Here is a 17,866-nt window from a genome sequence, read left to right as displayed (position 1 = left end):
GCTAGGGCCTGATTGCCGGCTCGGCCGGCGAAGGCTTAGCCCGCCAGCTACCCGGCAGGAAGCACGCGGATACCGCGGAGATCACCGACACCGCAACCAGATACGCGACAATCGAGTTGCTCGTCTTCGTCGCCGCGTACAAGGCGGTCGCGATCGTCGGCGCGAACGCCGAGCCGAGAACCTGCGACAGGGTGTAGCCGATCGATACGCCGCTGTAGCGGACATCGGCGTCGAACGCCAGGCTGAACAGGGATCCGGTGACCCCGGCAGCGGGCGCCATGGCGAACCCGAACACCAGCAGCAGCGCCGCCAGGAACAGCGTCGGGTTGCCGGTGTTGATCAACGCGAAGGCGGGCGCCACCGAAAGGCCCATCAGCACGACGCCGGCCAGAAAAACGGGCTTGCGGCCGTAGGTGTCCGACAGCGCGCCGAACACCGGATACGTCACGACCGCTACCACGGCGGCGATGAAGACCCCCAAAAGTGCCTGGGCACGGTCGATTCCGGCGACAGTCGTGCCGTACGACACGAGATACGCCACGCAGATGTACGCGAAGACTCCCTGCGACAGGTACGCGCCTGCGACGAGCAGGATCTGCTTCCAGTGCTTGCGGAACGCGGCCGCAACAGGCACCCGCGCGACCGCTGCGCGTTCACGGAGCGCATCGAAGTCTGGGCTCTCGGCGATCGACAGCCGGATCACCAAGCCGATGGCGATCAGCACGGCACTCGCGAGAAACGGGATGCGCCATCCCCACGCCATGAACTGCTCGTCGGGCAGCAGGGATACCGCGTAGAAGGCCAGCGTCGCCGTCGCGGTGCCGGCGGGAGCACCCATCTGCGGGAACGCCCCGTACAAGCCCTTGCGTTCCGCGGACGCGTGCTCGACGGCCATCAGCGTGGCCCCGCCCCATTCACCGCCGACGGCGAAGCCCTGCGCAAGACGCAACAGCGTCAACAGGATCGGCGCGGCCAGACCGATATGGGCGTAAGTGGGTAGCAGGCCCATGAGCACGGTCGCGCCGCCCATGATGAGCAGGGAGTAGACGAGCATGCGTTTGCGGCCCACGCGGTCGCCGAAGTGGCCGAACACGATTCCGCCCAGCGGCCTCGCGACGAAGCCGACCCCGAACGTCGCGAACGACAACAGCAGTCCCGACGCGGGTGACACGTTGGGAAAGAACAGTTTCGGAAAGACCAGCGCGGCGGCGGTGCCGTAAATGAGGAAGTCGTAGAACTCCACCGTCGTACCGATGAAGCTCGCCATCGCGACGCGCAACGGAGAGGTGGCCCGGGCCTTCACTATTGGCTGCGGCGTCGTCGACATGCCGTCGAGTCTGCGCCGACGGCGTCCCGTATAGGACGTTTGGCGACCGATCCGTGTGCGCTATGTGCCCACTTTTTGCCGCAACGGCGCAGCGACGGTCTCCCGCCTCATCATGGTCGGGGACCTAACCCGCGGGCCGAGCCTGCTGAACAGGTGCGGAGATGTCCGTTGCAACGGCACGGCCGCGCAGGACTTCAGAGCCGTGCGCGGCCCAGTGTGAGCGCTCGGCGTCGGCGGCCTGCTCGATCGCGGCGCCCGAGCACAACACCCGTTCGTCGAAGTCCTTCGCGAGATCGGCGAGCCGCGCGGCCTCGTTTACGGCGTCGCCGACGACCGTGTACTCGTAACGGTTTTCGGCGCCGATATTGCCGGCGAACACCGATCCAGCACTGACACCGATGCCGAAATCGACCGGGAGTCTGCGTAGTTCGGCACCCAGTGAGCGGGCGGTGGCGAGTGCGGCGGAGGCGGGATCGTCGGTGCGCAACGGGGCGCCGAACACCGCGAGCACTGCGTCGCCCTGAAACTTGTTGACCAGTCCATGGTGCTCGTCGACATGAGCGACGACCATCCGGAAGAACTCGTTGAGCACCGTCGCGACCTCGTGTGGTTCGTGAGTTGCCGCGAGTTGCGTCGACCCGACTAGGTCAATGAACAGAATGGCGGCATTGCGTTCGTCGCCCGACAGCGATTCGTTGGCGTCGATCGCGCGGCGTACCACCTCTTCACCGACGTGCCTGCCGAATAGATCGCGTAATTGTTCGCGTTCCCGTAAACCGGCGACCATCCGGTTGAATCCACTTTGCAACCGCCCTATTTCAGACCACTCGTAGACGTCCAGTGTCCTGTCGAGCTTGCCCTGCGCAACCTCGGCCATGGCGTCGACGACCTGGCGAAGCGGATCTGAGATCGAGATGGACACCAGGATCATGGCCCGCAACCCGAGCACCACGGCGACGAGCGCGAGCACGAGGAGGGCTAGTTCGACGGGGGTGTTCTTCGAGATGATCCATCCGTTGGATCTCATCACCAGCAGGCTGGCGATCGCGATGCCGGGTAGCGCGGTGGTGACCGCCCACATGATCAGCAGCCTGGCGCGCACACCCGGGGCGGTGGTCGGTGTGATCTCGCTGAAATCCCGTGTGACACCAGCTAGCAACGGGCGCAGCGTGCGGAGGGTGAACAGAAATCCGGTGCAGACGGTCGCGATCGTGCCGAAGATGATGGCTGACGCGACCACCACCTGTAGTTCCGCTGGGGCGCCGAGGTTGAGCGGAATCATGACCGCCGCCCCGACGATCCATGGTGCCGCGGTGATCGCCGACTGCCGGCGCAGCGTCTTCAACGCCAGCCGGCGTTCGTCGTCAGTGGGTTCGCGAATGCCGAGCCATTTCAGGGCCGGCGCGACGATGCGAACGGCCCCGATCGCCACGACTGCCGTACCGGCCACGATCACCGCGACCGCGGCGATGATGATCGCGGGTGTAGCCCGGCCACGGCCGGTCAATGAGATGACGAGAGCGCTGACCTCGGCGGTCGTCAGGAGATACGCGAACGTCAGCCCCGCTGCATACCGGATCAGCAGCCTGCGGGGCTTCACATGGCCGAAGGTATCAGTCGCTCGCGGGCAGCGGCTTGGCTTCCTTGAGTGACAACGCCGTGTCGCCGACCGACAGGGTGCCTGCCCCAGCCTTGGTCACGAGCACCTCGGCGCCGGACTCGTCGACATAGCGCTTACCCATCGCGTTGCCCTCGGAGAATGCCGGATCGATGGCGGCGTCCGCGGACTTCTCGGCATCGAGGGGCACCATCGGTACCCCGCCCGCGCGCAGATCGTCGAGGCTGTCGGCGCTGCGCACGACGATCACCTGGGTATCGCAGACCTGGCTCTGCATTCGCGTGCCGTTCTTGATCATGTTCGGCTCCTTGCCAATTCGAGGCTGCTAATTCGAGGCTGTCAGTTCTTGGATCAGCTCGCGGCGCAACACCTTGCCGGTCGCATTGGTCGGCAGTTCGTCCCGAAAAACGACTCGGTCGGGAGTACGCGATCCCCGAAGTTGCGATCGAACGTGCTCGCGCAGCTCGTCGGGATCGGGATTCGCACCTGCTGAGGGAACCACCACCGCGACGATGATCTGACCCCATTGCGGATCCTCGGGCCCCACGACCGCGCAGTCATGTACCAGCGGGTGTTCTACGAGGACGTCTTCGATTTCGGCGGGCGCGATGTTCTCGCCGCCGCGGATGATCGTGTCATCCGACCGTCCGCCGATGAAGAGATAGCCGTCCTCGTCGAGCCAGGCGACATCCTTGGTGGGAAAGAAGCCTTCGGCGTCGAGCACGGAACCGATCTCGGCATACCGGCCCGACACCTGGTCGCCCCGGACGAACAGCTCACCGGTTTCGCCGGGGCCGACGACCTGGCCGCTTTCATCGCGGATCTGTAGCTCCACGCCGGGCACCGGTTGACCTACCGACCCGAGCCGTCGGGTGACCGTCACATCGGTCGAGGCCATGGCGTCACGATGATCGTCGGGAGTGAGCACCGCGATCGTCGAACTGGTCTCGGTGAGTCCGTAGGCGTTGACGAAACCGACCTCGGGCAACAATGCAAGTGCCTTGCGCACCAACGGAAGTGCGACTTTCGAACCGCCGTAGGCCAGGTTGCGCAAGCTGGGCAGCGCGACGGGTTCCGATTCGAGCGCCGAGACGATGCGGTCGAGCATCGTCGGCACGACCGTCGCCGACGTGACTCCCTCGTCACGCACCAGGCGCACCCATTCGGACGCGTCGAACTGCGGCAGATACACCATCTTCCGGCCGGCATAGAGATTCGACAGCGCCGCGCTGACCCCCGCAATGTGGTACGGCGGCACACAGATCAACGCCGCATCGTCGGGTTGGGCGCCGTCGAACTCGACTGTGCCGGTGATGTAGCTCGTCAGGTTGTTGTGCGTGAGTTCGACCGCTTTCGGCCGCGACGTCGTACCCGAGGTGAACAGCACCACGCCGACATCTTCGGGGTCGGGGAATTCGGCGGCCGGTTCCGCGGTGCGGGCGGCCGCGATGAACTCTTCGGACCCGATGACCTGCTTGCCCGCACCGGCGACGACGTCGAGGTACTCCGCGTCGGCGACGACGAGCGGCTGTGGCAGACGGTCGATCAGCTCGCGCAGGCCATCGGCGCTCAGCCGATAGTTCAGCGGGGTGAATGTCGCTCCGGCACGCGCCGACGAGAAGAGCAGCAGGGGGAGCATGGCGCCACCGAGGCCGACGTAGGCCACGTGCGAGGTGCCGGCGGCCGCGATGACACCGGCACCGCCATCGGCCAGCTCGCTCAGTTCAGCTGTCGTAAGCCGCATCTCACCGGACACCAGCGCGGTGCGGTCCGGGTTGGTTGACGCTGCCATCTCCAGCAGCAACGAGATGCTCATGATTTGTCGACGAAGATATCAAGGATGGGGTCGTCCCCACCGCCATAGCCGGACAAGTCGGTCACGCCGGCCGATGTCAGCGCGTCGACATCGATGAAGCACTGCCCGTTGACGTCGGCAGCCGGGCGGGACAGGATCGCGACCGCCGCGTCGGCCATGATCCGCGGGTCACGCGACCTGGCCAGCATCTCCTGGAAGCCGGGCGCGTTGGCGACCGCGGCGGTGGCGATGTACGTCTCGGGCCACAGGCAGCTGAACCCGATGCCCGCTTCGGCATACTCGGCCGCCCAGCCCAGCGACAACAGCGTCATCCCGTACTTGGACAGGGTGTAGGACGGGTGCGCGCCCAGCCAGTACGGGTTCATGTTCATCGGCGGCGCCAGGGTGATGACATGCGCGTTTGGCGACTTGCGCAGGTGTGGCAGAGCTGCCTTGGTGAGCAGGAACGTACCCCGGACGTTGATGTCCATCATCAGGTCGAACTTCTTGGCGGCCAGGTCCTCGGTCGGCTCGGTCGCGATGGCGCTGGCGTTGTTGATGACGATGTCGATACCACCGAAGTGTTCGACCGCTGCATCCACCGCGCGCTGCACGTCCTCTTCTTTGCGGACGTCGCCGACGACTGCGATGCCCTTTCCGCCCGCGGCCTCTACGTCGGCCACCGCGGTGTGGACGGTGCCCGGCAGCTTGGGATGTGGTTCGGACGTTTTCGCCAGCAGGACGCAGTTGGCGCCCAGCTTCGCCGCGCCCAGCGCGATCGCGAGCCCGATGCCGCGGGAACCGCCTGACACCACGAGCGTGCGGTCGGTGAACGGTGACGGGCTCGTCATGGATCTCCTAAGGATGCGCGGTGCCTCGGATTCTACCTGCATTCTAACGGACCGGTAGTGGCGTTCTCATTCTAGGCAAGTGCCATAATCGCTGTTTACTGGGCCTTCAGTCAGGTTCTAAGCACTGCATCGGGTCCCTCTCACTGCATGTTTCCAGTGTGCGGTATTGGCATTCTCATTTTTTGCAAGTACGTTATCGAGTGATGACCGAGCCTGTACAGACCCCCTCCGGCATCCCGCTCGAGCCCATCTACGGACCGGCCGATCGAAGCGGTGAGCCGCCGGCACCCGGTACGTATCCGTTCACGCGGGGCAACTTCGCGAGCGGGTACCGCGGAAAGCTGTGGACGTTCCGCCAGTATTCGGGCTTCGGCACGGCCGAGGAATCCAATCGCCGGTACCGCTACCTGCTGGACCAGGGCGGCACCGGGCTGTCGGTGGCATTGGACCTGCCCACGCAGTGTGGCTACGACTCCGACGATGAGGAGTACGGCGAGGAGGTCGGCCGGGTCGGTGTCGCCGTGGACACGCTGGCCGATGCGGAGATCCTGTTCGACGGCATCCCGCTGGACAAGATCAGCACCAGCTTCACGATCAACGGCACCGCCGCGATCCTGCTGGCGTTCTATGTGGCCGCCGCGGAGAAGAAGGGTGTGCCTCGCGAAAAGCTCACCGGCACCATCCAGAACGACATCCTCAAGGAGTACGCGTCGCGGGGCACCTGGATCTGGCCGCCGGAGCCGTCGCTGCGCCTCATCGCCGACACCATCGAGTTCTGCGCGGCCGAGGTCCCGCGGTTCAATGCGATCTCGGTCGCGGGTGCGCACTTCCGCGATGCCGGAGCCAACGCGGTGCAGGAGATGGCGTTCACCCTCGCTGACGGGGTCACGTACTGCGACACCGTCGTCGAGCGCGGCCGAATGACCATCGACAAGTTCGCCCCGCAGATCTCCTTCTTCTTCTACACCCACGGCGACTTCTTCGAGGAGATCGCGAAGTACCGCGCGGGACGCCGACGCTGGGCGACGATCGTGCGCGAGCGCTACGGCGCCAGCAGCGACAAAGCGTCGATGTTCCGGTTCGGTTGTGTCGCCGGCGGGGCCTCGCTGTACGCGCCGCAGGCGCAGAACAACCTTGTCCGGGTGGCTTATGAGGCGATGGCTGCGGTGCTCGGCGGCGTGCAGTCGATGTTCACCGCCGCGTGGGACGAGCCGTTCGCGTTGCCCAGTGAGGAATCCGCGACGCTGGCGCTGCGCACCCAGCAGATCCTGGCGTACGAGACCGGGGTCGCGAAGGTCGCCGACCCGCTGGGCGGGTCCTACTTCGTGGAGGCGCTGACCGACGCCACCGAGGAGAAGATCATCGAGATCATGCACGACCTCGAAATGCACGGCGGCATGGTGCGGGCCATCGAGGACGGCTACCTGCAGGGTCTGATCGCCGACGAGGCCTACAAGATTCATCAGGAAGTCGAATCGGGCGAGCGTCCGGTGGTCGGGGTCAACAAGTTCGTCGTCGATGAGCCGCCGCCGGAGATCGCCACATACGAACTCGACGCCGACGGCCGCGACAAGCAGCTCAAGCGCCTGGCGAAGGTCAAGGCCGACCGCGACGACGTCGCGGTGAAGGAAGCGCTGGCCGCCTTGGCGCGCGGTGCGGAGGGTGACGACAACCTGATGCACCGGCTGATCGACTGCGCGAATGTCTATTGCACAGTGGGGGAGATGGTGTCGACTCTCAAATCGGTGTGGGGCGAATTCCAGCAGCCGGTGGTGTTCTAGTGGCTGAATCCGCTGCCGCACAGACCAACCCGGCTCGCGTGCTCGTCGCAAAGCCGGGTCTTGACGGTCATGACCGCGGCGCCAAGATCGTGGCGCGCACACTGCGCGACGCCGGTTTCGAGGTCATCTACACCGGGATCCGTCAGCGCATCGAGGACATCGTGTCCATTGCACTGCAGGAAGACGTTGCCCTGGTGGGGCTTTCGATTCTATCGGGTGCGCACGTCGCGCTGACCACGCGCACTGTCGACGCACTGCGTGCCGCCGAAGCCGGGGACATCGCCGTGGTGGTGGGTGGCACGATCCCCGAATCCGACGTACAGAAGTTGCTCGACGCCGGCGCTGCAGCAGTGTTTCCCACCGGCACATCGCTGGACACGCTGGTGCGCGACGTCCGGGCGCTGACGGAGAAGGCGGGGCAGCCGTGAGATTAGGCGTGATGATCGGGGCCGAGCGCGGGGATATGGCGCGCAAGGTCAAGAAGCTCGTCGAGGACATCCAGTGGGCCGAGTCCGCGGGCATGGACACCGCGTGGATGCCGCAGGTGCCCAATGACTTCGACTGCCTGACCATGGTGGCGTTGATGGCGGCTCACACGTCGCGCATTGAACTCGGCACCGCCGTGGTGCCCTTGCAGGCGCAGCATCCGATCGCGTTGGCGCGCCAGGCGCAGTCCGTACACGCCATGGCAGGCGGTCGGCTAGCGCTCGGGGTTGGTCCGTCGCACCACTGGATCGTGCGCGACATGCTCGGCATCCCGTACGAGAAGCCCGCCGCATATACCCGCGATTATCTCGAGGTGCTCAACGCCGCGCTCGCGGGTCCCGGTGACGTCGACGTCGAGAACGAGAACTTCACCGTGCACAACCCGACCGTGCTTGCTTCCGAGACGCCGCTGCCTGTCCTCGTCGCCGCGCTGGGTCCGGTGATGCTGCAGATCGCGGGGGAACGCGCTGACGGCACCGTGTTGTGGATGGCCGACGAGAAGGCGATCGGCGACCACATCGCACCCAAGATCAACAAGTCCGCCGCGGAGGCGGGCAGGCCCGCGCCGCGCATCGTCGCGGGTATTCCGGTATGTCTGTGCGCCAACTCCGAGATCGACGCCGCGAAGGAACGCGCCAACCGGATTCTGGCCGAGGCGGAGACGTCGCCGAACTATCAGCGGCTGCTCGATCGCGGCGACGCGCGCGACGTGGGCGATCTGACGGCGGCCGGTGATGAAGAGTCGATTCTGGCGCGGTTCAAGGCATTTGCCGATGCCGGAGTTACAGATCTGTCGGTTCGCCTGCTGCCGATCGGCGACAACCGCGACGAGCTGATCGCTTCCAAGTACCGCACGCGCGAGGTGATCGCGGAGCTCGCCAAGGCCGTGCGATGAGCGAAGCCGGACCGCTGGCCGGCATCCGGATACTCGAGGTCGGCGTGATGCTGGCCGGCCCGTACGCGACGATGCTGCTGGCTGATCTCGGCGCCGAGGTGATCAAGATAGAGCCGCCTAGTGGCGAGATCTCCCGTCAGGTCAGCGACAGCTATTTCGCGAGCCTGAACCGGAACAAGCAGAGTGTGTGCCTGGATCTGCGGTCCGACGAAGGGCGTGCGCGCCTCGGTGAGCTCGTCGCGAATTCGCATGCGCTGCTGGTCAATATGAAGCCGTCGGCGATCAAGAGACTGGGTCTCACCTACGATGCGCTGCGACAGTTCAACGAGCGCATCGTCTGCGTCGCGCTCACGGGGTTCGGCCTGAACGGCGGTGACGACCCGGCGTTCGACTACGTCATTCAGGCGGCGACGGGGGTGGCCGCGATGACGGGCCATCCCGATGATCCGCCGACCCTGCCGGGCTATTCGTCGGTTGACAACTCCACCGGACTCGCCGCGGCGCTGGGTCTGCTGGCTCAGGTCGTCTCGGGACGTGGGGGACAGGTCGACGTCTCGCTGCGCGACGTGATGCTGTCGCAGCTGAACTACCGCGCCTCGGCGTTCCTGAACGACGGCGCCGAGCCGCAACGGTATCCCTATGGGGCGCATTCGTATTACGTTCCCGCACAGCTGTTTGAGACGGCCGACGGGTATCTGGCGCTGTTCATCACGCATGACGCCTTCTGGAAGTCGTTCGCCACCGAGGCGGGCATCGAGGGCTTCACCACGATGGCCGAGCGGGCGGCGAACCGAGAGGAGGTGCTCGCCGTGACCGCCGCCCGACTTGCCACGGACACCGCACTCGGGTGGGAAGCCAGGCTTCGTCCGCTGGGCATCCCGGCCGCGGCGGTGCGCACGCTGCCCGAGGCGCTGGAGGCGACCCCCGAAGTCGTGGTCGCCGCAGGGGATTTCAAACTGGTCCGGAGCCCGATCCACATCGACGGATACGATCCCGAGTACCGGCCACCCCCGCGTCTCGACGAGCACGCCGAGACGCCGTCAACTCAGTCGTCGTAGGTGAAGCTGATCGAATCGGTGTCCGGAATGGCTTGGCAGGTAAGTATGTATCCGTCGTCGACTTCGTCATCTTCGAGTGCGTCGTTCACCCGCATCGTCGCCTTGCCCTCGACGACTTTCCCCATACAGGTGCCGCAGTTACCCGCTTCACAGGAGAAGGGCGGCGAGAGTCCGGCGCGCCGGGCACTCTCGAGGAGAGTCTCGTTGGCCACCCGCCGGACGCAGACCGTCTTTCGATCGAGCACGATCGTCACTTGCCCGTCGTCGGGGGAGCTCGGCACCGGTTCTGCCGTCATCAAGCCTCTCCTGGCACATCGATTCTAAGATTTAGAGAATATCATTCTCTTTTAATGATACGCTATTCTCGGTTCTTAATTCCCATCGTGCCGTGGCGGCGAGTGAGGACAGGCTGTGGGTGAGGCGATCGCGCTCGCTTTCGGGGAGCGTGAATACACGCTGCCCGAACTCGACGCGCTTGCCTGCGGCATGGCCACCACCCTCGAGCATCGCGGCGTGCGAGCGGGTGGGCGCGTTGCGATCATGTCCTCCAACCGACCCGAGTTCGTCGTCGCACTACGGGCCATCTGGCTGCTCGGTGCCTCCGCGGTCCTGCTCAGTCCGGCATGGAAGCGCACGGAGGTCGATCACGCGCTCACGCTGACCAAACCCACGCATGCCGTGGGAGACCACCCGGTGCTCGCCGAGGCCATGTCGATGCTGTCGCTGGACGAGGCGATCACGCCGGGTAAGCGTCCCTTCGGTGCCCCTGCCCCGGAGAGCGACGCGTTGTTCGTCTTCAGCTCCGGCACCACCGGGATGCCCAAGGCGGTGCGCCACACGCACGCCTCGTTCGCGGTCGCCGTGCAGCACTGGCGTGCTGCGCTGGGCTTGTCCTCGGCGGATCGCATGCAGATCATGACACCGCCGTCGCACATCCTCGGGCTGCTCAACATCGTGATGGCACTCGAGACCGGCACCTGGATCCGGTTACACGGGCGGTTCGACATCGAGACAATGCTGCGGCACATCGAGTCCGACCGAATCACTGTCGAAATGGCCGTGGCGCCAATCGCTTTGGCGCTGGCAGCGCACCCTGACCTCGAGCGCTACGATCTGTCCTCACTGCGCTACGTGATGTGGTGTGCCACACCCGTCACCGCAAGCGTCGCCGAGGTCGTGAGCCGCAGGACGGGCGTGAGCTGGGTGACCGCATACGGTGCCAGCGAGCTGCCCGTGATCTCATGCAATGACATCACGGGCGCACGGCTGGACACCGTCGGTCGCGCCGTGCCCGGTGTGGACCTGCGCGTCGTCGCGTTGGACACCGGCGACGCGGTTGCACCGGGTGAGCTCGGTGAGATCCAGGTGCGGTCGGGCTCCGCGATGGCTGGCTATCTGCCGGATTCCGCTACCGCCGCGGCCTTTTCGGACGGTTGGTATCGGACGGGCGACGTCGGCTACCTCGATGCCGACGGTTGGCTGCGAATCACGGACCGTTCGAAGGAAATGATCAAGGTGCGCGGCTTTCAGGTCGCGCCAGCCGAGATCGAGGCCGTGCTGCATGGCCATCCGGCTGTCGAGGATTGCGCCGTGTTCGGGATCCCCGATGCGGCCAACGGCGAGGCGATCGTCGCCGCGGTCAAGGCAGCCGGCTCCGTGGAGGCCGACGAGCTGGTCACCCTCATCACCGACCGGCTCGCGTCGTACAAACGGCCCAGTCAGGTCGTGTTCGTGGACGAAATACCACGTCTGCCATCAGGAAAGGTGTTGCGTCGAGTGTTGAAGGAGCGTCTGTGGACGTCCGTCTGACAAGTGAACAGCAACAGCTGCGGGACGCCGCAGCCAAGCTGGCCGACGATCTGGGGCCGGGTTCGGTCGCCGATCTCGACGACCAGGCCCGGATCGCCCGCCTGGAGAAGGCGGTGGACGCCACCGGGTTTCGTACCCTTCGGTCCGACGGCGCATCCGGTGTCGAAGTCGCCATCGTCGCTGAGGAGTTCGCACGCCGGCTCGTCGATGTGCCGTTCCTCGGGCCGGTACTGGCCGACGACCTGCAGGGGCGTGGGGTGCAGGCAGCGACGGGGGCCGACGCATCGGAATCCGTCGACCTGACGAGAAGCCTTGCCGGCGTGGTCGAATCACCCGCTGAGCTCGATGAGCTGTCGGACGACGATGAGGGCCGCTGGCGCGCACTCGCGCTCACCGTCACGTGCGCCGACCTCGTCGGTGCAGCGCGTGGCGCGCACGTGTTGGCATGCGAATACGCCAAGGTCCGCGAGCAGTACGGCGCGACGATCGGCTCGTACCAGGCCGTCGGCCACTTGCTGGCCGAAAGCCTGGCCCTCATCGAGGGGTCGATCAGCGTGCTGCGCCACGCCGCGTGGGCGGTCGATGAGCTTCCGGTCGCCGAGGCCATCGAAGCCGCACGGGTGGCCAAGATCTATTGTGCGCGTGCGGCGCTGACCGTCTGCGAAACCTCGATTCAGGTGCACGGCGGCATCGGCAACACCTGGGAATGCCTCGCCCACATCTATTTGCGGCGCGTGCTGGCCGCCACCGAAGCGTGGCCCGTCAAGCTGGAGGAGCTGACCATTGGATTTCCGTGATTCGACGGAGGAGGCCGCATTCCGGGACCGGTTGCGCGGTTGGCTAACTGAACAAAAGGGCAAGTTCCCGACATCCGGCGACGAGTACTGGGCTGCACAGGGTGCCTGGCACCAGGCTTTGTACGAGCAGGGCTTCTTCGGCACGTCGTGGCCGAAGGAGTACGGCGGACAGGACCTGCCGCCGGTGTACGACGTGATCGTCGACGAGGAGATCGCCAAGGCCGGAGCCCCCGCGCGCCCCAGCCTTGGGTACCTCGTCGTCGCGTTCGGTCATCACGGGAGCAAGGAACTGCAGCAGCGCTTTCTGCCCGGCATGATCAACGGCTCTGAAAGGTGGTGCCAGGGCTTCTCGGAACCCGGTGCCGGTTCGGACCTCGCATCGCTGACCACGACCGCGACCCGCGACGGTGACGAGTACGTGATCCACGGCCACAAGATCTGGACGAGCTACTCCGACGTCGCGGACTGGTGTCTGCTGCTGGCACGCACCGACAAGGACGTGCCGAAGCATCGTGGCCTCTCCGCGTTCATCGTGTCGATGCACCAGCCCGGGGTGGAGCAGCGGCCGCTGAAGATGATCAGCGGCGTCACCAAAGAATTCGGCCAGGTGTCCTTCGACGGTGCCCGGGTTCCCGCCGAGAACCTCGTCGGCAGCCTCGGTGAGGGCTGGAAGCTCGCGATGACCGTCGTGAGCCACGAGCGCGAACCGTCGACGCTCGGCTTCTCCGCGCGGTACGGGAAGCTGGTGCGCCAGTTGGCATCTAAGACCGACGGGACCACGCCTGAAGAGTTGTCGTGGGCATGGGTGCAGACGGAAATGCTGCGGTTGCACGTGCGCCGACGGTTGTCCGAACAACTCGACGGCATGACACACGGGCCGCAGGGGTCGCTGGACAAGCTGCTGATGACCTGGGTCGAGCAGTCCGTCGGCCACGCGGCGCTGGCCACTGTCGGCACGAGCGATCCTGAACTGTTCGGCGCATACATGTACAGCCGCGCGCAGAGCGTGATGGGCGGAACTTCGCAGATTCAGAAGAACATCATCTCGTCGCGGATATTGGGGCTCGGGGTGTGATGAGCGCTCGCGCGAAGAACGGAAGGCACTGAAATGTACGGAATGCCAGATGAAATCGACGTCAAGGCCGACGGCGGGCTACGCATCATCACGCTGAACCGGCCTGACGAGCTCAATGCCGTCAACGACCCGCTGCACGTGGGTCTCGCCAAGATCTGGGAAGAGCTCAACGAAGACGTCGGCGCGCGGGCGGCGGTGATCACCGGCGCAGGCCGCGCCTTCTCGGCCGGCGGCGACTTCAACTACCTGGATGAGCTGCGCAACGACGAAGCCCTGCGCCAGAAGACGATCAAGCACGGGCGCGACCTCGTCATCGGCATGATCCGATGCCGCATCCCGGTCATCGCCGCGGTTAACGGTCCGGCGGTCGGTCTGGGCTGCAGCTTGGCGGCCCTTTCGGACATCGTCTACATGGCGGAGAATGCGTTCTTTGCCGATCCGCACGTATCGATCGGATTGGTGGCCGCGGACGGCGGGCCGCTGGTGTGGCCGTCACAGATAAGTCTGTTGCAGGCCAAGGAGTTTGCCTTCACCGGGATACGAATCAAGGCCGCGCGGGCGCTCGAGTTGGGGATGGTCAATCACGTCGTCGAAGATCCGCTGGCCGAGGCGATTGCGTGCGCGAAGAAGGTCATGGAGCTGCCGCAGCAGGCGCTCGAGAGCACGAAGCGGCTGATGAACATCCAGCTCGAGAAGTCGGTGATGGCGTCGCTGGACTACGCGAACCTGTCCGAATACGTCTCGTTCGGCACCGCCGACTTCAACAAGATCGTGGACGGGCTGATCGCAAAGGACAAGTAGCGGATCGCTTTCGGTGAGCAACCACAACTGAGTCCGGCGACCGTGCGTGTCTGCGGGCGAAACGCCGTATTTCGTCGACACTTTGCGCACGCTCGCGAGCGCTAGACGGTCAGCTCTTCGGAGCGCTGGATCGTGCCGGTGACTCCGGCGGCGTCCTGCTGAGCCAGCAGTACCGCTGCGTCGGCCATCGCCTCCGGTGGTTCGACCATCTCGGGCGGTATCTCCACGCCACCGCCGCCGGCCTGCCAGCCTTCGGTGAGCACGACCCGCGACGGACTCAGACAGTTCACGGCGATGTTGTCCGCCTTGAGATCTGAGGCCAATCCCAGATAAAGACGCTCCACCGCGGCCTTGGAAACCCAATAGGCGTTGGAGCCGTGGTCGACCATGCCGACGCCGGTCGTGGTGACCGCTATCAGCGAGCCGCCGCCGCGCGCCTTCAGATGCGGGATGACGGCTTTGGTCACCAGGAACACCCCGGTGAGGTTGACGTTGAGGCACAGCTGCCAGCGCTTGAGCGGAGTGGATTCGATCGGGCCGAGCCACAGCACACCGGCGTTGGCGACCAGGATGTCGATGCCGCCGAACTCCGAAACCGTTGCTGCCACGGCATTCTCGACGGACTCCTCATTCGTGACGTCACAATGGACTGGCAACGCCCGGCCACCTGCCGTTGTGATCCGGTCCGCGACATCATGGATGGTGCCGGGCACCTTGCCCTGTTCCTCGGAGCGGGCGGCGACCGCGACCGCGGCCCCTTCGGAGGCCAACGCCGCGGCGACCGTCGCGCCGATGCCGCGACTGGCGCCGGCAACGAAGGCGACCTTGCCGGTGAGTTGCATATGGCTGCCCTTCTTGCAACTGGCACTCTCTCATCGAGAGAATAGCATTCTCGTATTTGGCGCGACCGGGATAAGCTGGACGCGATGACCATTGACGAGCTCATCGAAGCGGCGCGCAGCGGATCCACCCGGGCGGCCGGCCGGCTGCTGAGCATGGTCGAAAGTTCGCGGCGTGCAGAGGTCCTCGATTCGCTCGGCGAGGTGCCGACGCCGCGGGTCGTCGGCGTGACGGGCCCCCCGGGCGCGGGCAAGTCGACGACGGTCGGCGCTCTCGTGACTGCGTACCGCGAACGGGATATGCGCGTCGCGGTGCTCGCGGTCGATCCGTCGTCGCCGTACAGCGGGGGAGCACTGCTGGGCGACCGCATTCGAATGGCAGCACACATCAACGACTCCGACGTTCTCATCCGATCGGTGGCGACGCGCGGCCATCTCGGCGGCCTGGCCGCGGCGGTTCCGGCCGCAATAAGGTTGCTTGCCGCGCTGTCGTACGACTTGGTGGTGTTGGAGACCGTCGGCGTCGGTCAGTCCGAGATCGAGATTGCGGCGATCGCTGATCCGACGATCGTGATCCTGAACCCTGGCGCTGGCGACGCCGTTCAGGCAGCGAAAGCCGGCCTGCTGGAGGTCGCCGACATCGTCGTCGTCAACAAGGCGGATCGCGAGGGTGCGGATCAGACCGTGCGGGACCTGAAGGCCGAGACGAAGGCGCCGATCCTGAAACTCGTTGCGGCAGAGGGGCATGGTATCCCCGAATTGGTCGAGGTCATCGAGGTCCACCATCGCGCTGACAGTCCGGAACGACGCATGGCTCGGGCACGCTCCCAGATCCTGTCGCTGGCGCAGACGCGACTGCGAAGTCATCCCGAGCTGGATCGACTCGCTGCGCAGGTCGCCGATGGCGGATCAGATCCGTACACCGCGACCGAGCAGCTGTTTGTCGCTCCTGTCGAGTCCTAATCGATTGCGGGGACGTCCGTCGGGAACGGATGCGTCGTGATCTGCCCGTCGGTGTTTCGCAGCAGCGCGTCGTACCGGCGGTGAAGGATCAGCCACTCGCCGGCGTCGCGGACGTACTCGTCGTGGTAGACGCCGGAGATGATCAGATTGGTGCCTTCGGCGCGCTGGCCAGTTTCCTGAACGAACCAACGGCCCACGGCGCGATCGGGATTCGAATCGTCGACGACAACCACTCCTGACATCAGCGCCTGAAGGAAGGCATTCCAGCCGTCGAGCATCGAGGTGAAGAACGCGAGCATTGCCTCGCGCCCGGCGAACCGGCCTAACTCGGGGGCGTGCCAGGTGCTCTCGGGCGTAAAAGTGCTTGCCACTCCAACGGGGTCTCGGCGCGAAGCGGCATCCGCGTATCGGTGGACGAGGCTACGGATCCGGTGCTCATCGTTGTTGTCGAGCAACGTCATTCGGGTATCCCGATCATGCGCCTTGTCATCTGCTTCAGCTGTACGCGCAGCGTCTCGCCGTCGACGTCGGCGAGCAATGGGTGCATGACGGCGACGCTGATCGCACTCGAGAGCATCGCCGCGTGCAGGCGTGCCTCGACGCCGGCTTCCGTGCCCAGGAGCGCCGCGTAGAGGCGCTCGATGAACCGCTGAAACGGTTGGTATTCGGCCTGCAGGCGGATGATGACCGGATCGAACATGGGAACGCGGAACGCGTCACGGCGGTCGATGGCCTGTTCGACCATCCGGTCGAGCAGCACCGCGCGTGCTCGCACCGGATGTCCCTCGGCTTCGGCGGCCTCCAGTACGTCCTCGAGCCTGCTCATCTCTCGCTCCGTGATGGCGATGACGATCTCGTCCTTGGTCTTGAACTGGCGGTACACGGCCGCCTTCGTCACGCCCATCTCGTCGGCGATCATCTGCAACGACGTTCCGCTGACACCGTGCTCGGCGATCAGCTTCAACGCCGCGTCCAGAACGCGCGTCTGTGCGGCGGTGCGAGTGATCTCGCTGAACTTGACGCCGTTCTGTGTGGAGGTCACAGCGACGAGGGTAGCCGATCGGCTACTTGTTGTTCATTGCTGTTGCGGCAACGGTCTCGGCGAGCATGCGGCGGCACCATCGGCGGTAGGCGTCCGCGCTCAGCCCGTCGCGACGTGTGATCCGCAGATAAGTCTCGACGCTGCAGACCACCACGGTCGTCTCGAGCAATTCATCGAACGGAACATCGGCGCGGAGCCACCCGCGATCGCGAAACACGTCGAGCACACGGCGCATTTGAAGTTTGATGCTCGCGAACAGGTCGTCCATGAACCGTTCGAGCTCGTCATCGGCATTCGCGCCGCCGAACAGTGCGGGCGCCAGCGGCGCGGTCCGCAGGTGAATGTCGGTGGCTGTCTGGGCCACGTAGTCCAGTGCTCCGTCTAGATCCTCGATCGTCAGCAGGTGGCGGCCTACCTCCAGGTTGAACACGTTCTCTTCGCCGACCACACCGAACCCGGCGTACTCGATGGCGGCGATCAGCAGCGCAGCCTTCGGGCCCTGGCCCTGAACTGTTTCGGCGGACACTCCAGCCGCGGCGGCGATCTTCGCGAGGGTTGTGCGTGCGTACCCGGCGGTGGCGAACAGCTCGGCTGCCGCGGCAAGGACGCGTACGCGAGTCGCCTCGGCTTGTTGCTGACGGAGCGTCGATCGATAGGACCGGGGGCCACGTTCAGATATTGACTTGCGTGCCACAGTAATGAATACTACACCACAGTATCCAGTCGGCC

General features: G+C 65.4%; 19 protein-coding genes. 9 read left to right on the top strand and 10 right to left on the bottom strand.

Translation table 11 applies throughout. The features are described from left to right. Position 1 precedes the first annotated feature (1 nt). The 5 genes from ACIA48_RS28650 to ACIA48_RS28630 all read right to left on the bottom strand — a co-directional run bounded on the left by ACIA48_RS28650 (position 2) and on the right by ACIA48_RS28630 (position 5,591). Positions 2 to 1,327, bottom strand: a complete 1,326-nt coding sequence (locus tag ACIA48_RS28650; RefSeq protein WP_396739418.1) for an MFS transporter — start codon at positions 1,325 to 1,327, stop codon at positions 2 to 4. Positions 1,328 to 1,451: 124 nt separating this feature from the next. Continuing rightward, positions 1,452 to 2,927: an adenylate/guanylate cyclase domain-containing protein gene (locus ACIA48_RS28645; RefSeq protein WP_396739417.1), complete on the bottom strand. Its 1,476-nt coding sequence runs from the start codon at positions 2,925 to 2,927 to the stop codon at positions 1,452 to 1,454. Positions 2,928 to 2,940: 13 nt separating this feature from the next. After that, entirely contained in the window at positions 2,941 to 3,243 is a 303-nt protein-coding gene (locus ACIA48_RS28640; RefSeq protein ID WP_396739416.1) for a hypothetical protein, read from the bottom strand. A gap of 27 nt (positions 3,244 to 3,270) precedes the next feature. Then, a complete protein-coding gene (locus tag ACIA48_RS28635; RefSeq protein ID WP_396739414.1) occupies positions 3,271 to 4,761 on the bottom strand; it encodes a class I adenylate-forming enzyme family protein in 1,491 nt (496 codons plus the stop codon). Further along, positions 4,758 to 5,591, bottom strand: a complete 834-nt coding sequence (locus tag ACIA48_RS28630) for an SDR family oxidoreductase (RefSeq protein WP_396739412.1) — start codon at positions 5,589 to 5,591, stop codon at positions 4,758 to 4,760. The genes ACIA48_RS28635 and ACIA48_RS28630 overlap by 4 nt, the downstream gene beginning before the upstream one ends. 203 nt (positions 5,592 to 5,794) lie before the next feature. On the opposite strand from ACIA48_RS28630, the gene ACIA48_RS28625 reads away from it, so the two are divergent. From ACIA48_RS28625 to ACIA48_RS28610, 4 genes are read left to right on the top strand one after another with little or no spacing between them, the layout of a single operon-like run. Continuing rightward, positions 5,795 to 7,372, top strand: coding sequence for a methylmalonyl-CoA mutase family protein (locus ACIA48_RS28625; RefSeq protein ID WP_396739410.1), 1,578 nt, complete (start codon positions 5,795 to 5,797; stop codon positions 7,370 to 7,372). Further along, on the top strand, positions 7,372 to 7,800 hold the full coding sequence (locus ACIA48_RS28620) for a cobalamin B12-binding domain-containing protein (protein WP_396739408.1): 429 nt from the start codon (positions 7,372 to 7,374) through the stop codon (positions 7,798 to 7,800). Before ACIA48_RS28625 ends, ACIA48_RS28620 begins: the two co-directional genes overlap by 1 nt. Next, the gene (locus ACIA48_RS28615; protein ID WP_396739406.1) at positions 7,797 to 8,753 is read left to right on the top strand and encodes an LLM class F420-dependent oxidoreductase; all 957 of its coding nucleotides are present in this window, start codon (positions 7,797 to 7,799) and stop codon (positions 8,751 to 8,753) included. Before ACIA48_RS28620 ends, ACIA48_RS28615 begins: the two co-directional genes overlap by 4 nt. Continuing rightward, a complete protein-coding gene (locus tag ACIA48_RS28610; protein ID WP_396739404.1) occupies positions 8,750 to 9,811 on the top strand; it encodes a CaiB/BaiF CoA transferase family protein in 1,062 nt (353 codons plus the stop codon). Before ACIA48_RS28615 ends, ACIA48_RS28610 begins: the two co-directional genes overlap by 4 nt. Here ACIA48_RS28610 and ACIA48_RS28605 read toward each other — a convergent pair. Further along, entirely contained in the window at positions 9,799 to 10,107 is a 309-nt protein-coding gene (locus ACIA48_RS28605) for a 2Fe-2S iron-sulfur cluster-binding protein (protein ID WP_396739403.1), read from the bottom strand. The genes ACIA48_RS28610 and ACIA48_RS28605 overlap by 13 nt on opposite strands. 115 nt (positions 10,108 to 10,222) lie before the next feature. Here ACIA48_RS28605 and ACIA48_RS28600 point away from each other — a divergent pair, with 115 nt between their 5' ends. Genes ACIA48_RS28600 through ACIA48_RS28585 form a run of 4 tightly spaced genes read left to right on the top strand, consistent with a single transcriptional unit; the run spans position 10,223 to position 14,293 of the window. Then, positions 10,223 to 11,620, top strand: a complete 1,398-nt coding sequence (locus tag ACIA48_RS28600; protein WP_396739402.1) for a class I adenylate-forming enzyme family protein — start codon at positions 10,223 to 10,225, stop codon at positions 11,618 to 11,620. After that, positions 11,605 to 12,417: an acyl-CoA dehydrogenase family protein gene (locus ACIA48_RS28595; RefSeq protein WP_396739400.1), complete on the top strand. Its 813-nt coding sequence runs from the start codon at positions 11,605 to 11,607 to the stop codon at positions 12,415 to 12,417. Before ACIA48_RS28600 ends, ACIA48_RS28595 begins: the two co-directional genes overlap by 16 nt. Then, a complete protein-coding gene (locus ACIA48_RS28590) occupies positions 12,404 to 13,492 on the top strand; it encodes an acyl-CoA dehydrogenase family protein (RefSeq protein ID WP_396739398.1) in 1,089 nt (362 codons plus the stop codon). Before ACIA48_RS28595 ends, ACIA48_RS28590 begins: the two co-directional genes overlap by 14 nt. A 33-nt stretch (positions 13,493 to 13,525) precedes the next feature. Beyond that, positions 13,526 to 14,293 carry an enoyl-CoA hydratase/isomerase family protein gene (locus ACIA48_RS28585; RefSeq protein WP_396739396.1) on the top strand — a complete coding sequence of 256 codons (768 nt, stop codon included), beginning with the start codon at positions 13,526 to 13,528 and terminating at the stop codon, positions 14,291 to 14,293. 101 nt (positions 14,294 to 14,394) lie between these two features. On the opposite strand, the gene ACIA48_RS28580 is transcribed toward ACIA48_RS28585, so the two are convergent. Then, positions 14,395 to 15,135 (bottom strand): SDR family NAD(P)-dependent oxidoreductase, encoded by a 741-nt coding sequence (locus tag ACIA48_RS28580; protein WP_396739394.1) that lies wholly within the window; start codon positions 15,133 to 15,135, stop codon positions 14,395 to 14,397. Positions 15,136 to 15,219: 84 nt separating this feature from the next. Here ACIA48_RS28580 and ACIA48_RS28575 point away from each other — a divergent pair, with 84 nt between their 5' ends. Further along, positions 15,220 to 16,095 (top strand): ArgK/MeaB family GTPase, encoded by an 876-nt coding sequence (locus ACIA48_RS28575; RefSeq protein ID WP_396739392.1) that lies wholly within the window; start codon positions 15,220 to 15,222, stop codon positions 16,093 to 16,095. Here the strand turns inward: ACIA48_RS28575 and ACIA48_RS28570 are convergent. Genes ACIA48_RS28570 through ACIA48_RS28560 form a run of 3 tightly spaced genes read right to left on the bottom strand, consistent with a single transcriptional unit; the run spans position 16,092 to position 17,831 of the window. Beyond that, a complete protein-coding gene (locus ACIA48_RS28570) occupies positions 16,092 to 16,556 on the bottom strand; it encodes a nuclear transport factor 2 family protein (protein ID WP_396739390.1) in 465 nt (154 codons plus the stop codon). The genes ACIA48_RS28575 and ACIA48_RS28570 overlap by 4 nt on opposite strands. Next, entirely contained in the window at positions 16,553 to 17,137 is a 585-nt protein-coding gene (locus ACIA48_RS28565; RefSeq protein ID WP_396739389.1) for a TetR/AcrR family transcriptional regulator, read from the bottom strand. Before ACIA48_RS28565 ends, ACIA48_RS28570 begins: the two co-directional genes overlap by 4 nt. A 22-nt stretch (positions 17,138 to 17,159) precedes the next feature. After that, the gene (locus tag ACIA48_RS28560) at positions 17,160 to 17,831 is read right to left on the bottom strand and encodes a TetR family transcriptional regulator (protein ID WP_396739387.1); all 672 of its coding nucleotides are present in this window, start codon (positions 17,829 to 17,831) and stop codon (positions 17,160 to 17,162) included. Between the last annotated feature and the right edge of the window lie 35 nt (positions 17,832 to 17,866).

The sequence above is a fragment of the Mycobacterium sp. NPDC051804 genome (assembly GCF_044452905.1).
Taxonomy (GTDB): Bacteria; Actinomycetota; Actinomycetes; order Mycobacteriales; family Mycobacteriaceae; genus Mycobacterium.
Note: the sequence above shows the minus strand (reverse complement) of the source record. Positions and strands in the feature narration are given on the sequence as shown.

Coding starts and splice junctions, on each gene's coding strand:
- ACIA48_RS28640 (WP_396739416.1), bottom strand. CDS start 3,243: ATGATCAAGAACGGCACGCGAATGCAGAGCCAGGTCTGCGATACCCAG.
- ACIA48_RS28650 (WP_396739418.1), bottom strand. CDS start 1,327: ATGTCGACGACGCCGCAGCCAATAGTGAAGGCCCGGGCCACCTCTCCG.
- ACIA48_RS28625 (WP_396739410.1), top strand. CDS start 5,795: ATGACCGAGCCTGTACAGACCCCCTCCGGCATCCCGCTCGAGCCCATC.
- ACIA48_RS28610 (WP_396739404.1), top strand. CDS start 8,750: ATGAGCGAAGCCGGACCGCTGGCCGGCATCCGGATACTCGAGGTCGGC.
- ACIA48_RS28635 (WP_396739414.1), bottom strand. CDS start 4,761: ATGAGCATCTCGTTGCTGCTGGAGATGGCAGCGTCAACCAACCCGGAC.
- ACIA48_RS28580 (WP_396739394.1), bottom strand. CDS start 15,135: ATGCAACTCACCGGCAAGGTCGCCTTCGTTGCCGGCGCCAGTCGCGGC.
- ACIA48_RS28575 (WP_396739392.1), top strand. CDS start 15,220: ATGACCATTGACGAGCTCATCGAAGCGGCGCGCAGCGGATCCACCCGG.
- ACIA48_RS28630 (WP_396739412.1), bottom strand. CDS start 5,591: ATGACGAGCCCGTCACCGTTCACCGACCGCACGCTCGTGGTGTCAGGC.
- ACIA48_RS28605 (WP_396739403.1), bottom strand. CDS start 10,107: ATGACGGCAGAACCGGTGCCGAGCTCCCCCGACGACGGGCAAGTGACG.
- ACIA48_RS28585 (WP_396739396.1), top strand. CDS start 13,526: ATGTACGGAATGCCAGATGAAATCGACGTCAAGGCCGACGGCGGGCTA.
- ACIA48_RS28570 (WP_396739390.1), bottom strand. CDS start 16,556: ATGACGTTGCTCGACAACAACGATGAGCACCGGATCCGTAGCCTCGTC.